At 73.6% G+C, this 26,690-nt stretch carries 25 protein-coding genes and 1 riboswitch; of the genes, 11 read left to right on the top strand and 14 right to left on the bottom strand.

The genetic code is table 11. From position 1 onward, the window contains the following. Positions 1 to 102: 102 nt before the first annotated feature. The gene (locus Sco07f_RS04785) at positions 103 to 906 is read left to right on the top strand and encodes an alpha/beta hydrolase (RefSeq protein WP_108987027.1); all 804 of its coding nucleotides are present in this window, start codon (positions 103 to 105) and stop codon (positions 904 to 906) included. Continuing rightward, on the top strand, positions 899 to 1,516 hold the full coding sequence (locus Sco07f_RS04780) for a hypothetical protein (protein ID WP_087791357.1): 618 nt from the start codon (positions 899 to 901) through the stop codon (positions 1,514 to 1,516). Before Sco07f_RS04785 ends, Sco07f_RS04780 begins: the two co-directional genes overlap by 8 nt. Positions 1,517 to 1,530: 14 nt before the next feature. Here the strand turns inward: Sco07f_RS04780 and Sco07f_RS04775 are convergent, their stop codons facing one another. From Sco07f_RS04775 to Sco07f_RS04745, 6 genes are all read right to left on the bottom strand, one after another. After that, positions 1,531 to 2,283 (bottom strand): endonuclease/exonuclease/phosphatase family protein, encoded by a 753-nt coding sequence (locus Sco07f_RS04775; RefSeq protein ID WP_108987092.1) that lies wholly within the window; start codon positions 2,281 to 2,283, stop codon positions 1,531 to 1,533. Between the two features lie 153 nt (positions 2,284 to 2,436). Continuing rightward, a complete protein-coding gene (locus Sco07f_RS04770) occupies positions 2,437 to 3,390 on the bottom strand; it encodes an ROK family glucokinase (RefSeq protein ID WP_019327958.1) in 954 nt (317 codons plus the stop codon). A 54-nt stretch (positions 3,391 to 3,444) separates the two neighbouring features. Then, complete coding sequence (locus Sco07f_RS04765; protein WP_108987026.1) at positions 3,445 to 4,053, bottom strand: DUF5304 domain-containing protein; 609 nt, start codon at positions 4,051 to 4,053, stop codon at positions 3,445 to 3,447. 63 nt (positions 4,054 to 4,116) lie between these two features. Beyond that, positions 4,117 to 5,289 carry an ArsA family ATPase gene (locus tag Sco07f_RS04760; RefSeq protein ID WP_054103338.1) on the bottom strand — a complete coding sequence of 391 codons (1,173 nt, stop codon included), beginning with the start codon at positions 5,287 to 5,289 and terminating at the stop codon, positions 4,117 to 4,119. A gap of 246 nt (positions 5,290 to 5,535) precedes the next feature. Further along, entirely contained in the window at positions 5,536 to 5,976 is a 441-nt protein-coding gene (locus Sco07f_RS04750; RefSeq protein WP_087791354.1) for an SRPBCC family protein, read from the bottom strand. A 140-nt stretch (positions 5,977 to 6,116) separates the two neighbouring features. Continuing rightward, positions 6,117 to 6,914, bottom strand: coding sequence for a metallophosphoesterase family protein (locus Sco07f_RS04745; RefSeq protein ID WP_063739968.1), 798 nt, complete (start codon positions 6,912 to 6,914; stop codon positions 6,117 to 6,119). A gap of 309 nt (positions 6,915 to 7,223) precedes the next feature. Here Sco07f_RS04745 and Sco07f_RS04740 point away from each other — a divergent pair, with 309 nt between their 5' ends. Further along, positions 7,224 to 9,020, top strand: coding sequence for an AMP-dependent synthetase/ligase (locus Sco07f_RS04740; RefSeq protein WP_087791352.1), 1,797 nt, complete (start codon positions 7,224 to 7,226; stop codon positions 9,018 to 9,020). Positions 9,021 to 9,163: 143 nt separating this feature from the next. On the opposite strand, the gene Sco07f_RS04735 is transcribed toward Sco07f_RS04740, so the two are convergent. Continuing rightward, positions 9,164 to 10,306: a glycosyltransferase family 4 protein gene (locus Sco07f_RS04735; RefSeq protein ID WP_108987024.1), complete on the bottom strand. Its 1,143-nt coding sequence runs from the start codon at positions 10,304 to 10,306 to the stop codon at positions 9,164 to 9,166. Positions 10,307 to 10,437: 131 nt separating this feature from the next. Here Sco07f_RS04735 and Sco07f_RS04730 point away from each other — a divergent pair, with 131 nt between their 5' ends. Then, complete coding sequence (locus Sco07f_RS04730; RefSeq protein WP_087793036.1) at positions 10,438 to 11,706, top strand: glycosyltransferase 87 family protein; 1,269 nt, start codon at positions 10,438 to 10,440, stop codon at positions 11,704 to 11,706. Here Sco07f_RS04730 and Sco07f_RS04725 read toward each other — a convergent pair. The 5 genes from Sco07f_RS04725 to Sco07f_RS04705 all read right to left on the bottom strand — a co-directional run bounded on the left by Sco07f_RS04725 (position 11,663) and on the right by Sco07f_RS04705 (position 17,362). Next, on the bottom strand, positions 11,663 to 12,856 hold the full coding sequence (locus tag Sco07f_RS04725) for a hypothetical protein (protein WP_244941982.1): 1,194 nt from the start codon (positions 12,854 to 12,856) through the stop codon (positions 11,663 to 11,665). The genes Sco07f_RS04730 and Sco07f_RS04725 overlap by 44 nt on opposite strands. A gap of 310 nt (positions 12,857 to 13,166) precedes the next feature. Next, on the bottom strand, positions 13,167 to 14,183 hold the full coding sequence (locus Sco07f_RS04720) for a C40 family peptidase (RefSeq protein WP_007448749.1): 1,017 nt from the start codon (positions 14,181 to 14,183) through the stop codon (positions 13,167 to 13,169). A gap of 258 nt (positions 14,184 to 14,441) precedes the next feature. Next, on the bottom strand, positions 14,442 to 15,485 hold the full coding sequence (locus Sco07f_RS04715; RefSeq protein WP_007448751.1) for a C40 family peptidase: 1,044 nt from the start codon (positions 15,483 to 15,485) through the stop codon (positions 14,442 to 14,444). A 231-nt stretch (positions 15,486 to 15,716) separates the two neighbouring features. After that, entirely contained in the window at positions 15,717 to 17,060 is a 1,344-nt protein-coding gene (locus tag Sco07f_RS04710; protein WP_054103335.1) for an NYN domain-containing protein, read from the bottom strand. 62 nt (positions 17,061 to 17,122) lie between these two features. Next, a complete protein-coding gene (locus Sco07f_RS04705; protein ID WP_007448755.1) occupies positions 17,123 to 17,362 on the bottom strand; it encodes a hypothetical protein in 240 nt (79 codons plus the stop codon). 156 nt (positions 17,363 to 17,518) lie between these two features. On the opposite strand from Sco07f_RS04705, the gene Sco07f_RS04700 reads away from it, so the two are divergent. The 7 genes from Sco07f_RS04700 to Sco07f_RS04670 all read left to right on the top strand — a co-directional run bounded on the left by Sco07f_RS04700 (position 17,519) and on the right by Sco07f_RS04670 (position 23,878). Further along, the gene (locus tag Sco07f_RS04700) at positions 17,519 to 18,289 is read left to right on the top strand and encodes a rhomboid family intramembrane serine protease (protein WP_087791348.1); all 771 of its coding nucleotides are present in this window, start codon (positions 17,519 to 17,521) and stop codon (positions 18,287 to 18,289) included. Continuing rightward, positions 18,286 to 18,567: an Lrp/AsnC family transcriptional regulator gene (locus Sco07f_RS04695; protein ID WP_007448778.1), complete on the top strand. Its 282-nt coding sequence runs from the start codon at positions 18,286 to 18,288 to the stop codon at positions 18,565 to 18,567. Before Sco07f_RS04700 ends, Sco07f_RS04695 begins: the two co-directional genes overlap by 4 nt. Positions 18,568 to 18,720: 153 nt before the next feature. Continuing rightward, a complete protein-coding gene (locus Sco07f_RS04690; RefSeq protein WP_007448779.1) occupies positions 18,721 to 19,005 on the top strand; it encodes a hypothetical protein in 285 nt (94 codons plus the stop codon). 58 nt (positions 19,006 to 19,063) lie between these two features. Next, positions 19,064 to 20,428 carry a sensor histidine kinase gene (locus Sco07f_RS04685; RefSeq protein ID WP_108987091.1) on the top strand — a complete coding sequence of 455 codons (1,365 nt, stop codon included), beginning with the start codon at positions 19,064 to 19,066 and terminating at the stop codon, positions 20,426 to 20,428. Further along, on the top strand, positions 20,425 to 21,087 hold the full coding sequence (locus Sco07f_RS04680) for a response regulator transcription factor (protein WP_054103333.1): 663 nt from the start codon (positions 20,425 to 20,427) through the stop codon (positions 21,085 to 21,087). Before Sco07f_RS04685 ends, Sco07f_RS04680 begins: the two co-directional genes overlap by 4 nt. Positions 21,088 to 21,171: 84 nt before the next feature. Then, positions 21,172 to 22,587: an SLC13 family permease gene (locus Sco07f_RS04675; RefSeq protein ID WP_167468010.1), complete on the top strand. Its 1,416-nt coding sequence runs from the start codon at positions 21,172 to 21,174 to the stop codon at positions 22,585 to 22,587. Positions 22,588 to 22,597: 10 nt separating this feature from the next. Beyond that, entirely contained in the window at positions 22,598 to 23,878 is a 1,281-nt protein-coding gene (locus Sco07f_RS04670; RefSeq protein WP_108987022.1) for a glycerate kinase, read from the top strand. Here Sco07f_RS04670 and Sco07f_RS04665 read toward each other — a convergent pair. Together Sco07f_RS04665 and trpD are read right to left on the bottom strand one after the other, a co-directional pair. Next, positions 23,773 to 25,200 carry an aminotransferase class V-fold PLP-dependent enzyme gene (locus Sco07f_RS04665; RefSeq protein ID WP_108987021.1) on the bottom strand — a complete coding sequence of 476 codons (1,428 nt, stop codon included), beginning with the start codon at positions 25,198 to 25,200 and terminating at the stop codon, positions 23,773 to 23,775. The two genes, Sco07f_RS04670 and Sco07f_RS04665, sit on opposite strands and share 106 nt — an antisense overlap. Before the next feature lie 146 nt (positions 25,201 to 25,346). After that, a riboswitch (SAM riboswitch) is annotated at positions 25,347 to 25,463 on the bottom strand. 77 nt (positions 25,464 to 25,540) lie between these two features. Then, positions 25,541 to 26,605 carry an anthranilate phosphoribosyltransferase gene (gene trpD / locus Sco07f_RS04660; RefSeq protein WP_007448760.1) on the bottom strand — a complete coding sequence of 355 codons (1,065 nt, stop codon included), beginning with the start codon at positions 26,603 to 26,605 and terminating at the stop codon, positions 25,541 to 25,543. Positions 26,606 to 26,690 lie beyond the last annotated feature (85 nt).

Raw genomic sequence — 26,690 nt, 5'->3', positions numbered from 1 at the left:
ACCCGGGAGACCGTCAATGGCCCCGACGGCCCTGGTCGGTGTCAGTCCGGTCGCGTACGGTGAAAGACCCGCGAGTCCCCCCTGACGACAGGAGACCGAGACGTGCCGGTCCTGCCCGGAGCCGAGCCGTTCCGCCACGAGGGCGGGGAGGCCGGCGTCCTCCTCTGTCACGGTTTCACCGGTTCCCCGCAGTCGCTGCGCCCCTGGGCCGAGTACCTGGCCGCGCGTGGCCTGAGCGTGGCGCTGCCGCTGCTGCCCGGGCACGGCACGCGCTGGCAGGACATGCAGGTCACGGGCTGGCAGGACTGGTATGCGGAGGTGGACCGCGAGCTGCGCGCCCTGCGCGAGCGCTGCGGGCGGGTCTTCGTGGCCGGCCTGTCCATGGGCGGCGCGCTGGCGCTGCGGCTGGCCGCCAAGCACGGGGACGCGGTGCAGGGCGTCGTCGTGGTGAACCCGGCGAACCGGATGCACGGCGTCGCCCAGCACGCGCTGCCGGTCCTGCGCCACCTGGTGCCCGCCACGAAGGGCATCGCCAGCGACATCGCCAAGCCGCTCGGCCGGGAGCTGGGCTACGACCGGGTGCCGCTGCACTCGGCGCACTCGCTGCGCACCTTCTTCCGTCTGACCGACGGCGACCTGCCGCAGATGACCCAGCCGCTGCTGTTGCTGCGCAGCCCGCAGGACCATGTGGTGCCGCCGGCCGACTCGGCGCGAATCCTGGGCCGGGTGTCGTCGACGGACGTGACGGAGATCCTGCTGGAACAGAGCTACCACGTGGCGACGTTGGACCACGATGCGGACCGGATCTTCGCGGAGAGCGTCGCGTTCATCGGCCGGCTCGCGCCCGGTTCCGTCGGGGAACCGGAGCCCGGTCTCGGCAAGGAAGGGACGGCCGCAGGTGGCTGAGCACGACTCCGACCGTGAGGACCGCGAGGAGCGGGACCTGGAGCGGGAGCACCGCGAGGGACGGGAGCGCGCGGCGGACGGCGGGCCCGAGGCGCAGGGCACGCCCTTCGACGAGGACGCCGCCTGGGACGCGATCGTCGCCGGGTACGGGGAGGAGCCCCCGGACCCGCCGGGCGCCAAGCCGTTCAAGTCGGTCGAGGACCTGGCCCTGCTCGAGCCCGAGGTGAACGACCGGAAGCCCGAGGCGGACCGGCCCGCCTCGGACCGGCCGCTGGGCAGCTCCGTGGCGTTCGCGCCCGGCGTGGGACCCCGCGACCACACGCCCGCCGAGCCGTCCGACGACGACTTCGACGGGGACGACGAGGGCCACTTCGTGCCGCCCGAGCCGCCGCCGCTGCCCGACGCCGACCCCACGTCGAAGTTCGCCTGGCTGGGCGTGCTCGGCGGACCGGTGCTGCTCCTGCTGGCGGTGATGCTCGGCTGGGACATGACCTGGTGGCTGACGACGCTGAGCATCGGCGGCTTCCTCGGCGGCTTCGCCACCCTGGTCGTGCGGATGCGGACGGGCGACGAGGACGACGACGATCCGGGGCGCGGCGCGGTGGTGTAGCCGGCCGGCTCGGGTCAGGCGGGGGTCGCGGGTACGCGGAGGGCGGTCAGGACCGGGAGGTGGTCCGTGGCCGCCCTCAGGTCGTCCTCGGCCACCCCGGCCAGTCCCGACGGCACCCCGCAGCCCAGCACCTCGATGCCCTCGGTGACGAAGACCGCGTCGATACGGCGGTCCGGGGCGGTCGCGGGGAAGGTGTACTCGCCGCCCCGGGGCGCGGCGGTCCAGCAGTCGCGCAGCCCGTCGCCGAGCCGCCGGAAGGTGCGGCCGCCGGGGCGCTCGTTCAGGTCGCCGCCCGCGACGGCGTGCGGCACGCCCAGCGCTGCTACGTGGTCGAGGAGCAGGCCGGCCTGCGCGTGGCGCTCGTCCGGCCGCAGCGACAGGTGGGTGCTGAGTACGCCGATCCGGGCGCCGCCGATCCGGACCACGGCGGTGGCGATGCCCCGGCGGTGCTGGCCCGGGGTGAGCGGGAGCAGCACGTCCTCGGTGCGCTCCACGGTGGCCCGCAGGGAGCAGAGCAGGGCGGGGCCGGCGGCGGTGCCGCCACCGGAGAGGAGGACCAGGTCGGACGCCGCGGCGAGCCGGGTGATCTTCTTGCGCCAGCGGAAGAAGCGGGGGGCCTCCTGGAGGAGGACCAGGTCGGGCGCGCAGCCCTTGATGACGCGGGCGAGGGCGTCGGTGTCGTCGCGCAGCGAGCGGATGTTGTAGCTCAGGACGCGGATGACCGCGGAACCGTCGGGTTCGGTGCGGGAGTTGGGGAGCTGCTCCATGTTGATCAATGTACGCCCACCGGGTCGGGGCGCGGGGTTCGTGGGCGACTGCCGGTGGTACGTGGCTTGTCGCGCCCGCGGGGCGGAGCCCCGAATGGACTCCGCCCCGCGCCCCTTGGTGGGGACGGTTGCCGTCGCTCTGAAAAGTGACCGTCACATGATCGGGTCGGGCTCCCGGGCCAGGTCGGCCGCTCCGACCAGGCCGGCCTTGTTGCCGAGCCGGGCGGCGATCACGTCGGCGACCGGACGCCAGTTGCCGCCTACCAGCCAGCGCTTGTACGACTTGCGGATCGGGTCGAGGACCAGGTCGCCCTCGTCCGAGAGTCCGCCGCCGACGATGAAGGCGGACGGGTCGAAGAGCGAGGCCAGGTCGGCGAGGCCGGCGCCGGCCCAGCGGGCCAGTTCCCGGTAGGAGTCGACGGCGACCGGGCAGCCCTGGCGGGCGGCGACCGAGATGTGCTTGCCCTCGATGCCGTCGGGGGTCCCGTCGCCCAGCGCGAGCAGCACCTCGGCGCGCTCGGGGGTGGCGTTGGCGCGCTGCTTGGCGTACCGCACCAGCGCCCGGCCCGACGCGTACTGCTCCCAGCAGCCCTGCGAACCGCAGCCGCACAGCAGGCCGTCGGGCACCATGCGGATGTGGCCGAACTCGGCGGCCACGCCGAAGTGACCGCGGCGCAGCTTGTTGCCGATGATGATGCCGCCGCCGAGGCCGGTGCCGAGGGTGATGCAGATGACGTTGCGGTGACCCTTGCCGCCGCCGAACTTGTACTCGCCCCAGGCCGCGGCGTTGGCGTCGTTCTCCACGACGACCGGGAGGCCGACGCGGGCCTCGACCTTCTCCTTGAGCGGCTCCTGGCGCCAGTCGATGTTGGGCGCGAAGTAGACCGTGGAGCGCTGGCGGTTGACGTATCCGGCGGCACCGATACCGACCCCGACGATCTCGTGCCCCACGCGCGCGCCCTCCACCGCGGAGGCGATGGCGTCCACGATGGCCTCGGGTGTGGTGGGGGTCGGCACCTTGTGGGTCGAGAGGATGTTGCCTTCCTCGTCGACCACGCCGGCCGCGATCTTCGTGCCGCCGATGTCGACGCCGATGGTGAGTCCCATGAATCCCTCAGTTCGGTCGAGCCCCGCTAAGGGCAACCGTACCCGAGGCAGGGCTCAGTCCAGGTCGATGCGCTGTCCCGGGCCGGTGCCCCCGTCGTCCTCGTCACGGCCGTCGGCATCGCGTTCGTCCAGGTCACGGGGATCGCGCGGGTCCTTGGACGCGGTGTCGCCGGTGGTCCAGCGGCGTTCCTGGTCCTGGACGGCGGAGCGGTACGCGGCGAGGAGTTCGCCGCCGGCGGCGGCGAGGTGGTCGAACAGGTCCGGGTTGCGCTCGATGACCGGTTCGACGGCGGCCTTCGCCTGCTGGACGACCTGCCGTACGACCTGCTGGGCGGCGGGTCCGGCGACCTGGCCGAGCAGCGGGGACTGGAGGCCGGACAGCTTGTCGGCGACGGTGTCGACGAGGCGGCGCAGCTCCTCGGCGGCGGAGCCGGGCGGCGGTCCGTACTCGGCCCGGCGGCGGGCCTTCTCCGCCTCCAGGTCCTCGGCGCACGCCGTCGCCCAGGCGTCGTCGTCGGTCGCACGCGTCTCGTCGGCCGCACGTGTCTCGTCGGCCGCACGCGTCCCACCGGTCGCACGCGTCCCACCGGTCGCCCGTGCCTCGTCGACCGAGTCGGCCTCGTCGGGGCGGGGTGCCTCGGACGGGGGGAGCTCTTCGCTCATGACGGACTCCTGACTACGGTTCGTCCTTACGACGTTACCCGAACGGGCGCGGCCCCCGTCGGGTCATCGCCCCCGCGGCCACAGCCCCGGGTCCGGCGCGAACCGCACCGCGAGGGTGCCCTCCCGCAGCGCGGCCCCGTCGACGGTGCAGCGGCGCAGCGCGGACGGCAGTGGGACGGTGCGGCGGAACGGGCCCACCGCGACGACCAGTTCGTCCCCGCGGCGGACCAGGTCGAGTTCCTCCCGTACGGCGCCGGGCAGCGGGATGTGCCAGACCAGGACGCCGTCCTCGGCCGTCCGGTCGGTGACGGGCCACTCGACCGGGGAGGCGGCCGCGTTGACGCCCGGCACGTCGAGGGCGGCGAGGTCGTCCGTGCCGCGCGGGTCCCGGCCGAGGTGGGCGACGGCACGGACGTCGTACGTGCCCCGCCACTCCTCCAGCGTCTTGCGCTGCTGGGCGAGGGGGCCGCCGAGCCAGCTGTCCGCCGGGACGTCCTCGGGCAGGACGCGGTTGGCGACCAGCAGGTCGGTGCGCAGGCCGCGCAGGGCGAGGCCGAGGGCGGTGGCCCGGACGGCGTCCGCGCCGGCCGGTCCGGGTTCGGCGACCAGCCGTACGGTGGTGTTCCGGTCGGCCAGGACGGCCTCCGCGGCGGCGAGTTCCAGGTCCCAGCGGGCGGTCGCCTCGTACAGCGCCTCGGCGGGCATGGGGACGCCCGCGAGCCGGCCGAGGACCGGGCGCAGGGCGCGGGCGGCCTGCCGCTCGGGCGGGAGCAGGCGGCGCAGGCCGCGGCGCAGTTCCTCGGGCGCGGCGAGCAGGGCGAGGGCGCGCGGCGCGGGCGGGAGGTCGACGACGAGGAGGTCGTGCGCCTCGGCGAGGGCGGCCTCGCGCAGGGCGCGCAGCAGGGCGAGGTCGTCGGCGCCGGGGAGCGGGGTCAGCTCGTCGGGGTCGAGGCGGGAGGCGCCGAGGAGGTCGAGGGCGGAGGCGGCGCGGTCCTGGAGGGCGGCGAGCGCGTCCCGGAAGCCCTGGGCGGTGTCGGGGCGCCAGGCGGTGAGGCCGGGTGCGACGGGGGTCGGCTCGGGGCCGGTGGGTACGCCGAGTGCGGCGCCGAGGGTGTCGTCGCGGTCGGTGCCGAGGAGGAGGGTGCGGGTGCCCTCGCGGGCGGCGGTGAGCGCGGTGGCGGCGGCGACGGTGGTACGGCCGGTGCCGCCGGGACCTGTGATCAGGAGGGTGCGCATGGGGGTGAACGGTACCTGGGGGCTCCGCCGGTTGGGCTGGTGAACGGCGTGGGGGTGCGGGCCGGGTGGGGGGCGCGGCCCGGCGTTGCGGGGTGCCGCTGCGCCCACCCGTGCCGCCCCAGCGGCACGACTGCCCGCAGCTCGGGAGGGGCGGGCGACTGCCCGCAGCTCGGGGGGGGCCGGGGGGCGACTGCCCGCAGCTCGGGGGCGGGGGGCGACTGCCCGCAGCGGCGCGCCGGGGGGGGGCTACTTCGGGGCTGACTCCACGCGCTTCTTCAGGCCTGCCAGGGCCCGGTCGATGATGACCTTCTCCGCCTTGCGCTTGATCATGCCGAGCATGGGGATCTTGACGTCCACCGTGAGGCGGTAGGTGACCTCCGTGCCCGTGCCGGCCGGGCGGAGCAGGTAGGAGCCGTCGAGGGAGCGCAGCATCTGGGACTTCACCAGCGTCCAGGACACCTCGTGCTCACCGGTCCAGGTGTAGCCCAGCGTCTGGTCGTCCTTGATCGCTCCGGCGTCCATGACGAGCCGGACCTGCTCGGCACGCCCCTGCTCGTCGGTCGCGAGGACCTGCGCCTCCTTCACCTCACCGGTCCAGTCCGGGTAGCGCGCGAAGTCGGCGATCACCGCCATGACGTCGGCAGGTGCCGCCTCGATGGTGATGCTCGAGCTGGTGTGTTCCGCCATCGCCGTGGCTCCTCCGGATGCGGGCCGCTACTGAGGTCGTCCGTGCGCCCGTCGCGCGCACGTGTGTGCCGCGTGAAGGCTATCGCGCACGGGGACGGCGCCTGTCACCACCCACCTGCGCGGGCCCGCCGCGCCCGGGTTCACCACTCCAGCGCCCACGGCCGTCCCGTCGACGCGAAGTGGCCGACGTTGACGCACTCGGTCGCCCCGACGCGCATCCGCCGGGTCAGCGGCTGGTGGACGTGCCCGAACAGGGCGTAGCGGGGACGGGTGCGGCGGATGGCGTCGAGGAGCGCGCGGCTGCCCCGCTCGAAGCGCCGGGCCACCGTGTCGTAGAGCAGTTCCGGCACGTCCGGCGGGATGTGCGTGCACAGCACGTCCACCTCGCCGACGGCCTCGATCTTCGCGGCGTAGGCCTCGTCGCTGATCTCGTACGGCGTGTTCATCGGGGTGCGCAGGCCGCCGCCGACGAAACCGAAGACGCGGCCGCCGATCTCCACCCGCTCACCGTCGAGCACGGTGGTGCCGGGCCCGGCGTACTCGGGCCACAGCGGCGGCACGTCGACGTTGCCGTAGGTGGCGTACGTCGGGGTGGGGAAGGCGGCGAACAGTTCGGCGTACTGCTTGCGCACCGCCCGCTCGATCAGCTCGCGCGGTTCCCCGCCGGCCTCCGCCCACAGCCGCCTGCCGAAGTCCCGGGCCTCGTCGAAGCGGCGGGCGGTGCGCAGCGCGACGATGCGGTCGGCGTTCGCGACGCCGAACAGGTCGGGGAAGATGCCGCGCGAGTGGTCGGCGTAGTCGAGGAAGAGGACCAGGTCCCCGAGGCAGATCAGGGCGTCGGCGCCGTCGCCGGCCCGGGCCAGGTCGCGGGCGTTGCCGTGGACGTCGCTGACCACGTGGACGCGCGTGCTCGTGTTACGGGGCGGTGTGGGTGCCATGGCGATCAAGCGTAAGCAGCACGCGCGTGATGTGAACAGTGGCGGTCGGACCTGCGGTTACTGGCTGGTCGGTTGATCCGTCGACTACTGTGCGCAAAGCAAACCCCATCCGTGTGACGCAGCGAACATCTCGCGGGGACCCCCTGTCGGAGAACGCATACCGACGGGTAACGTCCGGGCAGTCCAGTCGTGCTCTGGGTTTCAACATGTGAATCCCGCATGAGTTTCCCGAGCACTTGCCCGAGCCTTGGACCGCACCGTCGCATCACACAGTGTCGTGGCGCCGGCGCCCTATGAGGAGCAGCAGTCTTGCGCGAGTTCAGCCTTCCGGCCTTGTACGAGGTCCCCGCGGACGGAAACCTGACCGACATCGTCCGCAGAAACGCCGCGCAGCATCCCGACGTCGCCGTCATCGCCCGCAAGGTGGGCGGTGCCTGGCAGGACGTGACCGCGCGCGCCTTCCTCGCCGAGGTGCACTCCGCGGCCAAGGGCCTCATCGCCTCCGGGGTCCAGCCGGGCGACCGGGTCGGTCTGATGTCCCGCACCCGCTACGAGTGGACGCTGCTGGACTTCGCGATCTGGAGCGCGGGCGCGATCACCGTGCCGGTGTACGAGACCAGCTCGCCGGAGCAGGTGCAGTGGATCCTCAGCGACTCGGGTGCCACGGCGTGTGTCGTGGAGTCGGCCGGGCACGCCGCCGCCGTGGAGTCGGTGCGCGAGCAGCTGCCCGCGCTCAAGAACGTCTGGCAGATCGACGCGGGCGCCGTGGAGGAGCTGGGGCGTCTGGGCCAGGACGTCACGGACCGGACCGTCGAGGAGCGCGGCTCGATCGCGAAGGCCGACGACCCCGCGACCATCGTCTACACCTCCGGCACCACCGGCCGCCCCAAGGGCTGTGTGCTCACCCACCGCAGCTTCTTCGCCGAGTGCGGCAACGTGGTGGAACGGCTGCGTCCGCTCTTCCGCACCGGTGAGTGCTCGGTCCTGCTCTTCCTGCCCCTCGCCCACGTCTTCGGGCGCCTGGTGCAGGTCGCGCCGATGATCGCGCCGATCAAGCTGGGCAACGTCCCCGACATCAAGAACCTCACCGACGAGCTGGCCGCCTTCCGGCCCACGCTGATCCTCGGCGTGCCGCGCGTCTTCGAGAAGGTCTACAACTCGGCGCGCGCCAAGGCGCAGGCCGACGGCAAGGGCAAGATCTTCGACAAGGCCGCCGACACCGCGATCGCGTACAGCAAGGCCATGGACACGGCGTCGGGTCCGTCCGTCGGCCTGAAGATCAAGCACAAGGTCTTCGACAAGCTCGTCTACAGCAAGCTCCGTACGGTCCTCGGCGGGCGCGGCGAGTACGCGATCTCCGGCGGCGCCCCGCTCGGCGAGCGGCTCGGTCACTTCTTCCGCGGCATCGGCTTCACGGTGCTGGAGGGCTACGGCCTGACCGAGTCCTGCGCGGCCACCGCCTTCAATCCCTGGGACCGGCAGAAGATCGGCACCGTCGGCCAGCCGCTGCCCGGCTCGGTGGTGCGCATCGCGGACGACGGCGAGGTGCTGCTGCACGGCGAGCATCTGTTCAAGGAGTACTGGAACAACCCGGGCGCGACCGCGGAGGCGCTGGCCGACGGCTGGTTCCACACCGGCGACATCGGCACCCTCGACGAGGACGGGTACCTGCGGATCACCGGCCGCAAGAAGGAGATCATCGTCACCGCCGGCGGCAAGAACGTCGCCCCGGCCGTCATCGAGGACCGCATCCGCGCGCACGCGCTGGTCGCGGAGTGCATGGTGGTCGGCGACGGGCGGCCCTTCGTGGGCGCGCTGGTCACCCTCGACGAGGAGTTCCTGGGCCGCTGGTGTGCCGACCACGGGAAGCCGGCCGGCTCGAGTGCGGTGTCGTTGCGGGAGGACCCGGATCTGCTCGCGGCGATCCAGGACGCGATCGACGACGGCAACGCGGCGGTGTCGAAGGCGGAGTCGGTGCGGAAGTTCCGAGTGCTGGGGGCGCAGTTCACCGAGGACTCGGGGCATTTGACGCCGTCGTTGAAGCTGAAGCGGAATGTTGTCGCGAAGGACTACGCGGACGAGATCGAGGCGATCTACGCCAAGTAGGGGCGCCTTCCGGGGTGCCGGGTTCGGTTCGTCGGCGGCTTCGCGTTCGTCGTGGTTGCTCGCGCCCACGCGGCGGAGCCGCACATGTCACAGCCCCGCGCCCCCGGGTATCTTCGGTCCGCGGTGCCGCGAAGGCGACCGCGTTACAGCAACGCCTTCAGGTGCTCCGCCAGCAGGTCCCAGCGCCACTTCTCCTCGACCCACGACCTGCCCCGCTCGCCCATCCTGCGGCGCAGGTCCGGGTCGGCGAGGAGGGCGGTGATGCGGTCGGCGGACTCGTTCGGGTCTTCGCCGTGGACCACCCAGCCCGTCTCGCCGTCGAGTACCGCGTCGGGGGCGCCGCCCGAGTCGCCGGCGACGACGGGCAGGCCGGTTGCCGACGCCTCCAGGTAGACGATGCCGAGGCCCTCCACGTCGAGGCCGCCCCGGCGGGTGCGGCAGGGCATGGCGAAGACGTCGCCGGCGCCGTAGTGGGCGGGCAGCTCGGACCAGGGCACGGGGCCGGTGAAGTGGACGGAGGCGGCCACGCCCGTCTCGGTGGCGAGGCGGCGCAGGTCCTTCTCGTAGGGACCGCCGCCGACGATCAGCAGGACGGCGTCGGGCTCGGCGGCGAGGACGCGGGGCAGCGCGCGGATCAGGGTGTCCTGGCCCTTGCGCGGGACCAGGCGGGAGACGCAGACGACGACGGGGCGGTCGGTCAGGCCCAGGCGGCCGCGTACCTCGTCGCCGCCGCTGGCCGGGTGGAAGGTCTTCTCGTCGACGCCGGGCGGAAGTTGCACCATCCGGGCGGCGGCCGCGGGCGTGAGCGCGCCCGCGATGCGGGAGCGGGTGTACTCGCCGAGGTAGGTGATCGTGTCGGTCGACTCCCCGATCCGGCGCAGCAGTTGGCGGGCCGCGGGCAGCTGGGCCCAGCCCGCCTCGTGGCCGTGGGTGGTGGCGACGAGGCGCTCGGCGCCCGCCCTGCGCAGGGCCGGGGCCATCAGGCCGAGGGGCGCGGCCGCCCCGAACCACACCGAGGTGCAGCCGTGCTCGCGCAGCAGGCCCACCGCCCGTCGGGTGGCGCCCGGCGTCGGCAGCAGCATCGTCGTACGGTCCCGTACGACCGTGAAGGGCTGCTCGGCGTCGAAGGCGGCGGTGGCCTCGGCGCCCTCGCGGCCGCGCTTCCAGGTGGAGGCGTAGACCACCAGCCGCTCGGGGTCCAGGCGCAGTGCCATGTTGTGCAGGAAGGCCTGGATGCCGCCCGGACGGGGCGGAAAGTCGTTCGTTACGATCAAGGTCTTGCGCACCCCGCCGACCCTACCGAACCGGCCGCCGGGTGCTGGGCCCGACCGCCTCCTGTGGCAGGCCCACAGGTGTCCGGGTCATCATGTCCGCACCGGCAGACACGGACCGGCGGGCACGGACGGGCAGGGAGCACGTGGAGACGAAGGACGCGGGGCGGTCACCGGTGTGGCTGCTGACGACCTGGGCCGCCTCGCGACTGGTGCTGATGCTGCTGGTGCTGAAGGTGCTGGTCTCGCCCGGTCCGGACGTCACGAGCGACGTGTCCGTCATCTACCGGGGCTGGTACGACGTCCTGCGCACCGGAACGTTTCCCCTGGACGACGTCACCTGGCAGTACCCGCCCGCCGCGGCCTTCGCGATCCTCTCGCCCGCCCTGCTGCCCTTCCTGGAGTACGCGACGGCGTTCTTCGTCCTCGTCTGTGTCACGGACGCCGCCGTTCTCGCGCTGCTGTGGCACGCGGGCCGGGGGGCGGGGCGCTCGTCGCGCGGGGCGTGGGTGTGGGTGGTGGGCGTACCGCTGCTGGGTCCGACGGTGTACGCCCGCTACGACGTGATGGTCACCGCCGTCGCGGTGGCCGCGCTGCTCGCCGCCGGGCGGCATCCGCGCGTGGCGGGGGGCCTGGCGGCGCTGGGGGCGCTGCTGAAGGTGTGGCCGGCGCTGGTGCTCCTCGGGATGCGGGGGCGGTCGCCGTGGGTCGCCGCCGTGCTGAGCGGCGTGGGGCTCACCGCGCTGTTCGCCGTGTCGATGCCCGGGACGTTCGCCTTCCTGACGTTCCAGCGGGAGCGGGGCATAGAGGTGGAGTCGCTGGGCTCGCTGGTCTTCCACGTCGCCCGGCACTTCGGCTGGGAGGGCGGGGTGCTGCTGAACTACGGCTCGATGGAGTTCCTGGGCCCGCACGTGGGCACGGTGGGCACGGTCTCGCTGGGGTTGAGCGCGGTGGCGTTCGGCTGGCTGCTGCTGTGGCGACTGGTGGCCGCGCGACGGCCGGCGGCCCCGCGGTTCGCGGCGCACACGGCGGCGGACGCGGCCTTCGTGGCGGTGCTGATGTTCACGGTGACGAGCCGGGTGATCAGCCCCCAGTACCTGGTGTGGCTGATCGGTCTCGGTGCGGTCTGCTGGTGCTTCCGGGCGAGCCGGATGCGGGTGCCGGTCACCCTGGTGCTGGTGGCGAGCCTGGTGACGGTGCTGGAGTTCCCGCTGCTGTTCGGCGACGTCGTGACGAGCACCCCGCTCGGCATCACGCTCCTGTTCGTCCGCAACGGCCTGCTGGTGGCCGCCTCCGTCGCCGGAGCCCGCGCCCTGTGGCGGGACACGGTGCGGCGCGGGGCCCCGGACCCGGCCGGGGAGTCCGGGCGGGTCAGCCGAGCCGCGTCCGCAGATACTCCCGCCAGCGCGCCGTGAAGTCCTCCGGCGTCGTCCCGAGCACGTCGTGCAGCGCGTCCTCGACGGCGCCGGCGCGCTCGTCGTGCGCGCCCACGGAGCGGTAGAAGGCGTTCAGCCGGTCCTCGCCCCACTGCTCGGCGATCATCCGGCAGGCCAGCCAGCCGCCCTCGTACGCCCGGGCCAGTTCCTCGGCGTCGGCGGTGAAGCCGAAGTCCTCGTCCGTCGGGAGCCGGACCGGCACCTCTCCCCCGGCGACCGCGGCGGCCAGTTCGGGGGCGGACTGAGCGGCGGGGCGTCCGCTGTCGCGGTAGCCGACCCAGTCGGCGTAGCCCTCGGAGAGCCACAGCGGGGTGGCGGAGGTGGTGTCGGCCCGGGTGGCGACGTGGGTCGCCTCGTGGGTGAGCACGACCTGCCTGCCGAGGTCGCCGAGGAGCCCGTACGCGTCGGGGTTGACGATGATCCGGTCCGCGGGCGCGTGTTCCCGGCCGCCCGTCTCCCCGGTGGTGACGGCGGCGATGCCCCGGTAGGACGAGGCGGGGGATCCGAGCAGGCCGGCCATGCCCTCCAGGGACCGGGGGACGACCACGACCACCCGGCGGACCCAGTCGCCGTCCCAGGCGTCCGAGACGGCGGGCACCGCCCGGTCGGCCAGGTCCGCGAAGCGGCGCAGGGCACCGGTGGACTGCCCGACGCCGAGGACGAGGCTGTGCGTGCCGCGGAGCACCTGGACCGCGCCCTGGTCCCAGGGCTGCTGTCCGGACTTCTCCGCGGGCCGGTCGGAGTCCACGGACCACCGTCCGCCGGTGCCGTCCCGGCTCAGCCGCACCGTGCGGCCGGTGGCGACCGCGCCGCGGTCGTAGCCCTCGACGCGGTAGCGCAGCTCGACGTCGGCGGTGGCCCGGTCGCCGGTGCGGTCCACGTCCCGCACCCGGTAGGACCAGGCGGCCAGCGGGATCGCGCTCAGGTTGCCGAAGCCGGTACCGGTGCCGGTGCGCGCGTAGGCGGCCGCGTCGTGGGCCAGGACGGCGGCCGCACGCCGGTCCAGGACCCGCTGGACGTCGGCCCGCGCGGGGTCGGCCACGCTCCGGCCGCCGCAGCCCACGAGCCCGACGAGCAGCAGGCACAGCACCGCCGCCGAGAACCCCGACACCCGCCTTCGACCAGCCACCTTCCCGATCGTACGGGCGAGCAGCGGCGGAAGGCACCGGGCGCGGGCGCCCGGGGCCGCGAGGCCACGAGGGCCTGCGGGGCCGGAGCCGCAGGCCCGCTGCGGGCCGGGGCCTGGGCCGAGCGGGCGGCCGGAGGTCGTGAGGGCCCGGGAGGCCGGGGCCGGGGCGCGTCGCCGTAGGGAGCCGGAGGCACCGCGGGCACCGGAGCGGCCCGGGCGGGCCGCTGGAGGGCAGCGGGGGCAGCGGGGGCCGCGCGGGGTGCGGGAGGGCTCAGGCCCGCTCAGGAGGCGGTCCGCGGGCCCTCGCCGGTCACACCCGGGTGATCGACGAGATCGGCATCATGCCGACCGGGTCGTAGCGCACCGGTGCCCCGGGGTAGGGCGCGTGGATCACCTGGCCGTTGCCGGCGTACATGCCGATGTGACTGGCGTCGTCGCGGTAGGCGACCAGGTCGCCGGGGCGTGCCTCGGACAGGGAGACGCGTCGCCCGGTGCCGGACTGGGCCTGGGAGGTGCGCGGGATGCCGACGCCGGCCTGGGCGTAGGACCACTGGGTCAGGCCCGAGCAGTCGAAGCCGGAGGGGCCGTTGGCACCCCAGACGTAGGGCTTGCCGAGGGCGGAGCGGGCGGCGGCGAAGGCGGCCGCGGCCCGGCCGGAGGCGGGGGCGGCGGCACCGGCGAGGGCGGTCAGGTCCTCGCGGCCGGAGCGGGACCCGCGCTGGTAGGCGGCGCGTTCGTCGTCCGGGAGGGCGGCGAGCAGTGCGCGGGCCTTGGCGAGCTTGCGCTCCACGGTCTTCTTGTGGGCGGCGACGGCCTTGCGGCCCTTCTCCAGCTCCGTGAGCTTGCGGGCCGCCTCGGCACGGTCCTGGGCGAGGTCGCGCATCGCCTGCTGGAGTTCCCGCAGCTCGCCCGCCTGACGGGTGGTGATGCGGTCCAGCACGGAGGCCCGGTCGAGGTAGTCGTCCGGTTCGGCGGAGAGCAGCAGCGCGAGGGACGGGTCGACGCCGCCGGAACGGTACTGGGCGCCGGCCAGCGAACCGAGCGCGTCCCGCATGGTGTTGATGTTCTGCTGCTGCCGGGCGATGGAGTCCTGCGCGGTCGCCACCTCCTCGCGCAGCCCCTCGGTGCGCGCGTCGGCCTTGTTGTAGGCCTCGGTCGCCTGCTCCGCCTCGGTGTGCAGCCGGTCCACCTCGGCCCGCCGGTCGTCGTGCGGGGCGGCCGTGGCCGGTACGGCGCCCAGGAGTGCGGCGGCGACGGAGAGCAGGCCGACGGCGGCGGTGGAGCCACGGTCGAACCCGGATGGTGCAAGGCGGCGATGGGACCCCACGGGAAGCCGCACTCCTTCCGCTGGCGGACGGGGAAACGCGGCAGACAGTAACCCCGCGGCGGGGCACCGGCCAACGACCTCCGGGGCCGCGCAGCGCGACGCCCCGCCGCTGACGCAGGTCACCGGCGGGGCGGGGGGTCACAGGACCCGGCCGTGATTCCCCCGAACGGGGGCACGGCAGGGGTGACTTCGGGCGGCGGGCGGGGCGTCGGTTCGGGCGCGTACGCCGAACCCGTCAGGCCCGGGTGCCGAACACGGTCAGACCCGCACTCCGAACATGAACGGGCCGCCGATGGTGCTCATCGACTCGTAGCGGACGTTCGTGCCGGTGCGCGGCGCGTGCAGGACCTGGCCGTTGCCGGCGTAGAGACCGACGTGGTGCAGGTCGCTGAAGAAGAAGACCAGGTCGCCGACCTGGAGCTGGCTCGCCGAGGAGATGCGGGTGCCGGCGCCCGTCTGGGCCTGGGAGGTACGCGGGATGCCGACGCCGGCCTGGGCGTAGGCCCAGGAGGTCAGACCCGAGCAGTCGAAGGAGGACGGGCCGGTGGCACCGTAGACGTACGGCGTGCCTATCTTGCTCTGGGCGGCGGCGAAGGCGGCGGCGGCCCGGCCGGAGGCGGGGGTGGACTTGCCGCCGGTGAGGACCTGGCGCTCGCTGGCGCGGTTGGCGCGGTTCTCCTCCTTCTGGAGGGCGGCCTTCTCCTGCGCGGTGAGCGTGTTGAGCAGCTTCTGCGCGGAGGAGAGCTTGCCCTGGACTTCCTTCTTCTTGTTGCCCAGCTCGGTGCGGGTGGCGGAGAGGTCCTTGAGCTTCTCGGAGGCCTCGGAACGCTGCTGCGCGAGGTCGCGCTGCTTGACCTGGATCTTCTTCAGCGCCTCCACCTGCTGACCGCTCAGCTGGTCGAGGGTGGAGGCCTTGTCCAGGTAGTTGTCCGGGTCGGCGGACAGGAAGAGCTGGAGGGAGGGGTCGATGCCGCCGGAGCGGTACTGGGCGCTGGCCATCGAACCGAGGCCGTCGCGCAGCTCGTTGAGCTCCTCCTGGCCGCGGGCGACGTTGTCCTGGATGGTGGAGATCTCCTTCTGGAGCTTCTCCTGCTTCTCCTTGGCGCCGTTGTACTTCTCGGTGGCCTGCTCGGCCTCCTCGTAGAGCTTGTCGACCTTGGCCTTGACCTCGTCCTTGCTCGGCTTCTCGCTCGGGGCGGCGTTGGCGGCCTGGGAGCTGAGAGCGACAGCGGCGGCGGCAGCGGTGGTGAGCACGGTCACGCGCGTGCGGCTCGGCTGCTTGGGACGACGGTGGGACGCCACGGAGACGAGCTCCTTCTTGAGAGGGATCACCCGTTCGAGGGTTCGAAGGGTGACCCTAGTGACCCACTCGTGATCAGTTCAAATCCTCCGCCGAAAAATCACGGTTACGCACCGCGCTATTTCCCACAACTCACCTGCAGTGACGTCCACCTGACACTACGTTGCGTGACGGTTCCGTCAATTCGGGCATAGAGCGCCTACGTTGCGGTTGGTACGGAAGTGAACGAGGGGCTAGGAAAGCCGCTTGAGGAGCACCGCGGACGCCACCGGGCGTGCGCCCGCGCGCGCCACTCCGTCGGCGACCTCGCGGTCGGTGGAGACGACGATGACCGGCCGGCCCGGCGGTTCGGCCCGCACCAGCTGGCGGATCAGCTCGTCGGCGGTGACACCCGGCTTGGAGAACAGCACCCGCACTCCGCGCGGCGGCGCGAGCAGCACCGGCGCGACGAGTTCGGCGCCGTCGAAGACGCAGGTCATCTCGGCGCCGGTCTGCGCGGCGAGCTGGGAGAGCTGGCCCAGCAGCCGCAGCCGCTGCTTCTCCAGCGGCATCTGCGGATAGCCGGTCTTGGTGACGTTGTAGCCGTCGACGACCAGGTGGGCCTGGGGCAGCGCCAGCAACTGGTCGAGGATCGCCGGGTCGTTCTCGGACAGGGCGCGGTTGGCGATGTCCTTCGGGGTCATCCGGCCGGGCTCGACCGCGTCCACGGTCTCGGCGGGCCGTACGGCCACCGGGGGCAGCGCCAGCTCGCGGCGCAGCCCCTGGGTGGCGTCCAGCAGGGTGTCCAGGAGCAGCCGGACGCGCATGTCCTCGACGCTGCGCCCCTCGCGAGCGGCCTTGCGGGTGGCCTCCAGCGCGGCCTCGGCCTCTCCCAGGCGTGTCTTGAGCCGCCGGGTCTCGCTCTCGGCGGCGGACACCTGGGTGTGCGCCTCGGCGCGGACGGCGTCCGCCTCTCCCCGGAGCTTGCGCAGCGCGGCCTCACCGCGCTTGACGTCACTGAGGGCCGAGCGCAGCTTGCGGTGCAGCGACTCGGTCTCCCGCTTCGCCGCGTCCAGCTCGGCGCGCAGCCGCTCGGTCTCGGTCCTGGTGTGCTCCCGGGCCCGGGCCAGCTCCTCGTGCAGCCGCTCCAGCTCCGCGCGGCTCTCCTCGTCGGCGCGTTCGGCGTCCGCGCGTTGCGCCTCCTCGCCGGCGGCGGTCACCAGCTTGACCCAGCCGTGCGGGCGCAGCACGTAGGCGGCGGCGGCCACGTCGAAGGGGTCGGCGGCCGGGGGCGCGGACCCGCTTTCCAGGGCGCCGGCCAGTTCCGGCTGGGCGTCACGGAGCTTCTCGCCGATGCGCTGCCGGAAGAGCGCGTCGGTCTCCACGGCGGCGGCCATGGCGTTGCCGGCGAACTTGGCGCGGCGGTTCGGGGCGAACCTGGCGTACTGCCTCAGCTGTGCGGGCAGCTCACCGAGGGTGAGTGAGCCGAAGCCGTCGGACACGATCTGCACGACCCGGCGGCGGACGCCGTCGGGCAGCGGGCGGTCGAGCACCTCAGCGGCGCCGTCGCCCGGCCCCCCGCCGTGTGTCTCCACCATCCGTCACCCCAATGTCTCAGGGCGATCCCGGACCGGGACCGCCTGGTGCGGGGCCGCTCCGCTCAGGAGGCGGCATCCGGCCTGTCCACGAGTTCCACCTGGTCCACGGCGTTGCACCAGCGGCACCGCACCGACTCGACGGTCTCACTGAGCACCTCGCGCTCCTCCACCGTCGGCTCGCCGGCCAGATCGAGGTGCACGTACTCGACGACCTTCGAGGCCCGGGTCACGTCGAAGCGGGTGAGGTTGCCGCAGAGGGTGCAGCGCCACCGCGTCGTGTCGGTCGGCAGGGGAACCGTCATCGTGGCTGTTCGCTCTCTTCCGGTGTCGGTGACGCGCCGGGCTCCCCCGGTGCGTGTGGCACGTAACCCTACGGCCTGGCGGGTACCCGACGCCCGCGTGTCCACGGCGGCGAGGCGCTATGGCCCGTTGCGCCCGTTACGTCATGCTCTGTATTCATGATCCGCAACTGGAGCACGGCGGCCCGCAGAGCGCTCGCGGCGGTCGGGAGGCTCGCCCCGGGCGGCCCGTCCCGGCGCCGGGCGGCGCCCGTGACGTACACGCTGATCACGCTGTGCTGCCTGCTGTTCCTGCTCAGCCCGGCGGCCGGCCTGAATCCGGTGTACGGCACCGGGGAGGAACTGCTGGCGGCGCAGCGCGCCCACTTCCGGCGCTGGGGCGTGATCCCCGCAGAACTGTTCGAGGACTCCCCCGGTTCGGCGCTCACCCCGGCGACGGCACTGTTCGTCCACGGCAGCTGGGTGCACCTGCTGGGCAACATGCTCTTCCTCTACGTCTTCGGCGCGATGACCGAGCAGCGGATGGGCCGGCTCCAGTTCGCCCTGTTCTACCTCGGCTGCGGCTACCTGGCCCTGGTGGGCTACGCGGGCGCCAACGCCCACTCCCAGGAGTCCCTGGTCGGCGCCTCGGGGGCGATCTCCGCGGTCCTCGGCGCCTTCCTGTTCCTCTTCCCGCGGGCCCGCGTGACCAGCCTCCTGCCCTTCCTGTTCTTCCTGCCGCTGCGCTTCCCGGCCTGGGTCGTGCTGCCGTTCTGGGTCTCCCTCCAGTGGCTGGCGGCGGGGCGGGCCGGCGACGGCCCGGGGGTGGCCTACCTCGCCCACCTGGTGGGATTCGGTCTCGGCTTCGCCTTCGCCTGGGTGCGGTTCGGGCGTACGACTACAGTTGGTGGCGTTCCAGTGGCGGCGCCCGAGGGAGAGAACCAGCCGTGATCAGCGCGATCGTCCTCATCAAGACCAGCGTGGACCGCATTCCCGAGATCGCGGAGCAGATCGCCGCGCTGGAGAGCGTCAGCGAGGTCTTCTCCGTCACCGGCACCTACGACCTGATCGCCATGGTGCGGGTGAGCAAGCACGAGGACCTGGCCGACGTCATCCCCGGCCGGATCAGCAAGATCCCCGGCGTGGAGGGCACCGACACCCACGTGGCGTTCCGCACGTACTCCCAGCACGACCTGGAAGCGGCGTTCGCCATCGGCCTGGACAACTGATCGCCCCGAGCGGGAGCGCCCCAAAGGGGCGCGGGGAACTGCGCGACCAGCCACGACGCAGCCGCAGGCGACGGACGGCCCGAGAAAGCAGATGAAGAGTTCTTCACGCCGTACTCATCCGGCCCGCCGGAAGACTCGCGCAGAATCAACGCCATGGTCTTCTCCCGCCGCATGGCGGCCCTCGCGGCCGTCGTCCTGATCCCCCTCGGCATCGCCGCGACCAGTTTCGCCCTGACCGACAACCCGCAGGAGCCGAAGGTCCCGGCCAGGGTGGAGCTGGAGAGCGGCTCCCCCACCCCGGCGCCGGCCTCCTCCTCGCCCGAGCCGACGCCCAGCGACCAGGTGGTGACGCGGCCGCCGGTCACCGACGGCCCTTCGGATGACGACGATGACGACGACCGGGGCCAGGACGCCGACGACGGCCCCGGCGACGGGTGAGCGCGAGCGCCGCCGGGTCTCGGCCCGGGTCCGCATCCTGCTGTGGCTGCTGCTCGTGATGGCGGTCGCGCTGGCCTCGGTCGCGGCGACCACCCGCTCGATCCTGCTGCGCGACACGGACCAGCGGATCAACGGCCTGCTCGCCCAAGAGGCCGGCGAGTTCGCCAACTTCGAGGAACAGGGCTTCGACCCCGAGACCGGCCGCCCGTTCACCGACCCGGGACGGCTGCTGCGGGTCTTCCTGGAGCGGCAGTACGCCGACCTGGACGAGGAGCTGGTCGGTCTGGTGGGCGAGGTCGGCAGCAGGCCCACGCAGATCATCCAGCAGCGGGAGATCCCGGTCGACCGTCCGCTGCACGAGGACGCCGACGCCCGGCGCCGCATCTACGCCTCCCCCGACTCCTCCGGCACCCTGGACCGGCCCGAGGGCGAGATCCGCTGGGCCAAGGTCACCGTGGCCCGCTACGGCGGCGAACCGGCGGCCGCGTTCGTGGTCGCCTTCCACCCGGGGCGCGAACAGGCCCGCGCCGACGAGGTGTTCCGCGTCCTGCTCGCCATCTCCGGCGTCGCCCTGCTGATGACGACCGGCATCGCCTGGGTGGTGGCGGGCCGCATCCTGAAACCGGTGCGGCTGGTGCGCACGACCGCGGCCCAGCTCACCGAGCAGGACCTGACCCGGCGCATCCCGGTGCACGGCCACGACGACGTGGCGGCGCTCGCCGAGACCTTCAACGCGATGCTGGACCGCCTGGAGCGCGCCTTCGCCACCCAGCGCCGGTTCGTCGACGACGCGGGCCACGAGCTGCGCACCCCGATCACCATCGTGCGCGGCCACCTGGAGCTGATGGGCGACGATCCGGCGGAGCGCGAGGAGACCGTCCGCCTCGTCACCGACGAACTGGACCGGATGAGCCGCATCGTCGAGGACCTGCTGCTGCTCGCCAAGGCCGAGCGCCCCGACTTCGTCACCCCCGAGCCGGTGCAGCTCGCCGAACTCACCGCCGACGTCTACGTCAAGGCCCGCACCCTGGGCGACCGGGAGTGGGTGCTGGACGGGGTCGCCGACCGGGAGGTCCTTCTCGACCCCCAGCGCATCACCCAGGCCATGGTGCAGCTCGCGCAGAACGCCGTGCAGCACACCACGGCGGGACAGCGGATCCGCATGGGGTCCCGCGCCGACGGCCCGCGCATCGAGCTGTACGTCGCCGACTCGGGACCCGGCGTCCAGCCGCAGGACACCGAGGTGATCTTCGAGCGGTTCCGGCGCGGCACCGCACGACGCGGGGTGCGCGGCACCGGCGCCGGGCTCGGGCTGTCCATCGTGCGGGCCATCGCCGAGGGCCACGGCGGCCGGGTCGGCCTGCGCCCCACCGAGGGCGGCGGCGTCACCTTCGTACTCACTCTGGAAGAGGCACGACCATGAACCGCATCCTCATCGTCGAGGACGAGGAACGCATCGCCTCCTTCGTCGAGAAGGGCCTGCGCGCCAACGGCTTCACCACCACCGCGGTCGCCGACGGCGACGCCGCCTACGAGTACGCCCTCACCGGCCGTTTCGACCTGGTCGTCCTGGACATCGGGCTGCCCGGCCGGGACGGCTTCACGGTCCTGCGCGAACTGCGCGAGTCCCGGGTGACGACCCCGGTGATCGTGCTGACCGCCAGGGACTCCGTACGGGACACGGTGGCCGGCCTGGAGGGCGGCGCCGACGACTGGATGACCAAACCGTTCCGCTTCGAGGAACTGCTCGCCCGGGTGCGGCTGCGGCTGCGTACGGCGGCCAGGGCGCCCGAGGTGACGGTGCTGCGGTCCGGCGACCTCTCCCTGGACCTGCGCACCCGCCGGGCCCGTGCCGGACAGCGGACGGTGGACCTGACGGCCCGTGAGTTCGTGCTGCTCGAACTGTTCCTGCGGCATCCGGGGCAGGTCCTGTCGCGGGAGCAGATCCTGTCCCACGTGTGGGGCTACGACTTCGACCCGGGCTCCAACATCGTGGACGTCTATGTGCGGGCGCTGCGCAAGAAGCTGGGGGCGCAGCGGGTGGAGACGGTGCGGGGCATGGGGTACCGGCTGCCGGGGTGAACGGCGGGATGACCGGCTTTCGTGTGAAGTTTCCTTCATGTCGGGCTCATTGAGGACTCACCGCCCGGGAGAACCCTCGAGGGCGTGACGTTGAACCTCCGCCTGGCGGCGGCCCTGTGTGCGGCGCTGTCCCTGTGCGCGCTGCTGGCGGTCCCCGCCAACTTCCCCGCCCTGGGCGGTGACGCGCGCCTCACCCTCGCCGTGTTCGCGCTGGCCACCTGCGCCTGGATCGGTACGCCGATCGACGACACGTACATCGCGCTGGGCGCCGGACTCGCGCTGACGGCGACCGGCGTGATCAGCAGCGACACCCTCTTCGGCACCCTGGGCGACGCCACGGTGTGGCTGCTGATCTGCGCGTTCGTGCTGGCGGCGGCGGTGGCCCGGACCGGGCTCGCGGGGCGGGCGGCCGCCTTCCTGGTCGGCGGGGCGCGCACCGTACGGCAGTTGACGCACCTGACGACGGCCGCGCTCGTCGTCACGGCCTTCGCAGTGCCGGCCACCTCCGGCCGGGCGGCGCTCGCGCTGCCCGTGTTCCTCGCCCTCGCCAAGGCCCTCGCGGACCGGAAACGACTGGTCGTGATGCTGGCGCTGCTCTTCCCGACCGTGATTCTGCTGTCGGCGGTGGCGACCCTGATCGGTGCGGGCGCACATCTGATCACGGTGTCGGTGCTGTGGGAGGCGACCGGGGACCGGATCGGCTTCACCCAGTGGCTGCTGCTCGGCCTGCCGCTGGCCGTGACCTCCTCCCATCTCGCCGCCGAGGCGGTCCTGCTGACGACCACGCGGCGGGCGGACCGCGCCGGTCCCGTCCACATCACCGCCGAGGAGATCCAGCGGCACAGCGACCGCCCGGTCACCGGTCCGTGGACGCAGGCGGAGAAGCGCTGCGCGCTGCTCCTGGCCACGGTGGTGGCCCTGTGGTGCAGCGAGCCGCTGCACCACGTGTCGCCCGCGGTCGTGGCACTGATCGGCGCGGTCGTCGCCTCCTCCCCCGCCCTGGGCACCGTGGGGCTCAAGGACGCGCTGAAGACCGTGCCGTGGTCGCTGCTGCTGTTCTTGGCGGCGACCATGGCGATGGGCGTCGCGCTCGCCGACTCCGGGGCCGCGCGGTGGCTGGTGTCCGGACTGCCCGGGCACGTCGGCCCTGCCGTCTTCCTCGGGGCCGTGGTGGCGGTGAGCACGGCGGCCCACCTGGTGCTCCAGTCCCGCTCGGCCCGCTCCTCGGTCCTGGTCCCGCTGGTCGTCGCCGCGGCCGTGGGCGCCGGGGTCAATCCGGTCACCGCCGCGCTCGCGTCCACTGCGGCGGCCGGCTTCTGCCACACGCTCCCGGCCTCCGCCAAGCCGGTCACGCTCTTCTCCGACGTCCCCGGCGTCCCCACCTACACCCCGCGCGACCTGCTGCGGCTGTCCGCCGTCCTGGCGCCGCTGACCGCCGCGCTCGTGCTGTTCTTCGCCGCCGCCGTCTGGCCGCTGCTCGGCGTACCCGTGACCCGTTGAAGGAGCTCGCATGCCCTCCGTACTGAACCGTGTCGTCGTGGCCCCCAGTGGCTTCAAGGAGTCCCTGTCCGCCCAGGCCGCCGCCGACGCCATCGCGGCGGGCGTCCGCCGGGTCCTGCCCGATGCCGAGATCGACCGGATCCCGCTGGTGGACGGCGGCGAGGGGACGGCCGTCGCGCTGGCCTCGGCGACCGGCGGCCGGCTGGTAGCGCTGGCCGCCACCGGCCCGGTCGGCGAGCCCGTCGGCACCCACTTCGCGCTGCTCGGCGCCGGGGACACGGCGGTGGTGGAGATGGCGGCCGTCGCGGGGCTGTCCCTGGTCCCGCGTGCCCTGCGCGACCCCGGCGCCACGACCACGTACGGGGTCGGCGAGCTGATCCGGGCCGCACTCGACACCGGCGTGCGACGCGTCCTCGTGGGCTGCGGCGACTCCGGTACGTCGGACGGGGGCGCCGGCGCGCTCCAGGCCCTCGGGGCCCGGCTCCTGGATGCGGACGGCCACGAACTCCCGCACGGCGGAAGGGAGCTGAGCCGCCTCGCCCGCGTCGACCCGTCCGGCCTGGACGCCCGGCTGAGGGACACCGAGCTGCTCGTCGCCTGCAACCCGTTCAACGTGCTGTGCGGAGAGCGCGGCGTGGCCCGGGTGTTCGGGCCGCAGAAGGGGGCGACGCCCGCGCAGGTCGAGCAGTTGTCGGCCGGCCTGGAGAACTGGGCGCGCGTCGTCGTCCGCGACCTCGGGGTCACCGGTACCGACCTGCGCCACGGCCCCGGCACCGGTGCCTCCGGCGGGCTCGGCGCGGGTCTCGCGGCGGTCGGGGCCCGGCTGCTGCCCCGCTTCGACGTGCTCCTCGACCACCTCGACCTGGACGCCCGGCTGGCCCGCGCCGACCTGGTCCTCACCGCGGAGGGTGCCCTGGACCACCAGACGCCGCGCGGCAAGATCCCCGCCGAAGTGGCCCGCCGCGCCAAGCTCCACGGCCGGCCCGTCCTCGCCCTGGCCGGCACGCTCGGCGAGGGCGCGCACGAGGTGCCGGGGGTGGACGCCTGCCACGGCATCCTGCCGGCGCCGATGGCCCTGGCGGACGCGCTGCTGCGGGCCTCGGAACTCCTCACGGACGCCACGGAACGGGCGCTGCGGATGATCCTGCTGGGGTCGCGGCTGCCCGGCCCGGCGGCCCGTGCCGCTCAGACGCCGGCGGCCGGGGCGGTGCCGGGGGCGGTGTCGGGGGCGGTGCCTGGGGCGGTGCCTGGGGCGGTGTCGGGCACGCACCGGCCGTCCACGGTGCGGTAGCTCCACCGGGCGCCGTCGCTCACCAGGTCCCTGACGGCGTTCACGAACCGCTCGACGTGCTCGTCCGGGGTGCCCGCGCCGAAGCTCACCCGGACGGCGTTGAGGGACTTCTCCCCGGGGGCCGCCTCGGGGGCGCCGCACTCGCCCTGCGCCTGCGGGTCGCTGCCGAGCAGGGTGCGCAGCAGCGGGTGGGCGCAGAAGAGGCCGTCGCGCACGCCGATGCCGTACTCGGCGGAGAGGGCCGCGGCGAAGTGCGAGCTGTTCCAGCCGTCCACGACGAAGGAGAGCACCCCGACGCGCGGCGCGTCGTCGCCGAAGAGGGAGAGGATCCGCACCTCGGGGACGTCCGCGAGGCCTTCCCGCACCGTCCGGATCAGGTGCTCCTCGCGGGCGACCAGCGTGTCGAACCCGGCCTCCATGAGCGCCTTGCAGGCGGAGGCGACGGCGTAGGCGCCGATGACGTTGGGCGAGCCGGCCTCGTGCCGGGCGGCGCTGTCGTGCCACTCGACGTCCACGCCGCCGTCGGCACGCCGGCTCACCCTGCGGCTCGCGCCGCCGCCGGCGAGGTACGGCTCGGCCTCGCGCAGCCAGTCGGCGCGCCCGGCCAGCACACCGGAGCCGAAGGGGGCGTACAGCTTGTGCCCGGAGAAGGCGACCCAGTCCACGTCCAGGTCGGTCACCGAGACCGGGTGGTGCGGGGCGAGCTGGGCGGCGTCCAGCACGATCCGGGCACCGTGCGCGTGCGCCGCGGCGGCCAGTTCACGCACCGGCCACAGCTCGCCGGTGACGTTGGAGGCGCCGGTCACACAGACCAGGGCGGGCCCGTACGGCTCACGGGCGGCCAGGGCCCGCTCCAGGGTCTCGACGGCCTGAGCGGGGGTGCGCGGGGCGTCCAGGTACGTCACGTCGGCCTCACGCCAGGGCAGCAGCGAGGCGTGGTGCTCGGTCTCGAAGACGAAGACCCGGCTCCCGGCGGGCAGCGCGGCGGCGAGCAGGTTGAGGGAGTCGGTGGTGGACCGGGTGAAGACGACCTGGTCGTCGTCCCGGCAGCCGAGGAACCCGGCGACGGTCTCGCGGGCGTTCTCGAACAGGTCGGTCGACAGCTGCGACAGGTACCCGGCACCGCGGTGGACACTGCCGTAGTAGGGGGCGTACGCGGCCACGTCGTCCCACACCCGCTGGAGCGCGGGCGCGCTGGCGGCGTAGTCGAGCGCGGCGTACGTGACCTCCCCACCGGTGACGAGCGGCACGGTGACGTCCCGGCCGAGGACGGGCAGCGGGGCGGCGACGGCGGTGGCGGAGGCAGGGGCGACTGCGGACATGACGGACTCCCGTGAGAACCGGCGCGGAACGACGCGCCGGGAAAAAGAAGAAAGAAGGTGTGCGGAGGCGGGGCTCGCGGCCCTATCGCATTCGCTGGTTCACGGGAGACTCCCTCGGACGACCCAGGACCCCTGGTTCCGCGAGGGGTCCGCGCTTGCCGTGGACCTTGCTGTCCACGACCTGGTCTTCACCCGGGGCACCCCGCCACGGACGGAGGGTTGCCGGACAGTCGGCCGGGGCCTCATGACTGTCACTCATGACCTGTCGAAAAACTTATGGCAAGTGATCGGCGTCCCGCAACCCGGGTCCGGATCGCGGGACGCACGTCACCAGCACTGCTCAGGTGTGGCTGGCGGCCACCCAGCGGTCGAGGACCTGCTTGGCGGCGCCCGAGTCGATCGCCTCGGCCGCCCGGTCCATGCCGGCCCGCAGCTGCTCGGCCAGCGGCCCGTCGCCCGGCGCCAGGGCCACCAGGGCCGCCGCCGAGTTCAGCAGCACCGCGTCCCGTACGGGACCCGTCTCGCCGGCCAGCAGGCGACGGGCGACATCGGCGTTGTAGGAGGCGTCGGCGCCGCGCAGCGCCTCGACCGGCACCAGCTCGAGGCCGACGTCGCGCGGGTCGAAGGACTCCTCGGTCACCCGGCCGTCCCGCACGACCCAGACCCGGGAGGTGGCGGTCGTGGTCAGCTCGTCGAGGCCGTCGTCGCCGCGGAAGACCAGGGAGGAGTGGCCGCGCTCGGCGAAGACACCGGCGATGATCGGCGCCATCCGGGCGTCGGCGACCCCGATCGCCTGGGCCCTCACCCGGGCGGGGTTGGTCAGCGGGCCCAGGAAGTTGAACACCGTGCGGATGCCGAGCTGGCCGCGGGCCGTCGCCACGTGGCGCAGGGCCGGGTGGAACTTCACCGCGAAGCAGAAGGTGATGCCGGCCTCCTCGGCGACCTCCGCCACCCGCTTCGGCGTCAGCTCCAGATTGACCCCGAGCTTCTCCAGGACGTCGGAGGCCCCGGACGCGGAGGAGGCGGCACGGCTGCCGTGCTTGACGACCTTCGCCCCCGTACCGGCCACGACGATCGCCGACATGGTGGAGATGTTGACCGTCTTGGCGCCGTCGCCGCCGGTGCCGACGATGTCGACGGTCTCCCCCGGCACCTCGATCACCTTGGCGTGGTCGTACATCGTGCGGACCAGACCGGAGATCTCCTCTACGGTCTCCCCCTTGGACCTGAGGGCCACCGCGAAGGCGGCGATCTGCGCGTCGGTCGCCTCGCCGCGCATGATGACGTCCAGCGCCCAGGCGGTCTCGTCCGCGGACAGGTCGCGGCCGTCCAGCAGTCCGTTCAGCAGGGCGGGCCAGGAGCGGCCCGCCGCGGTGTCGCCTCCAGCGGGGGTCACAGCGCTCATGAGCCGCTCCTGAATCGTGTGTGTCGTGAGAAGTGGTGGACGGTGGATCGCGCTTCCACCCTATCCAGCCCGGACACGGTCGAAG

The sequence above is a fragment of the Streptomyces coelicoflavus genome (genome assembly GCF_003112555.1).
GTDB classification, from domain to species: Bacteria; Actinomycetota; Actinomycetes; order Streptomycetales; family Streptomycetaceae; genus Streptomyces; species Streptomyces coelicoflavus.
The sequence above is the reverse complement of the archived record's forward strand: the minus strand, read 5'-3'. Positions and strand labels throughout refer to the sequence as shown.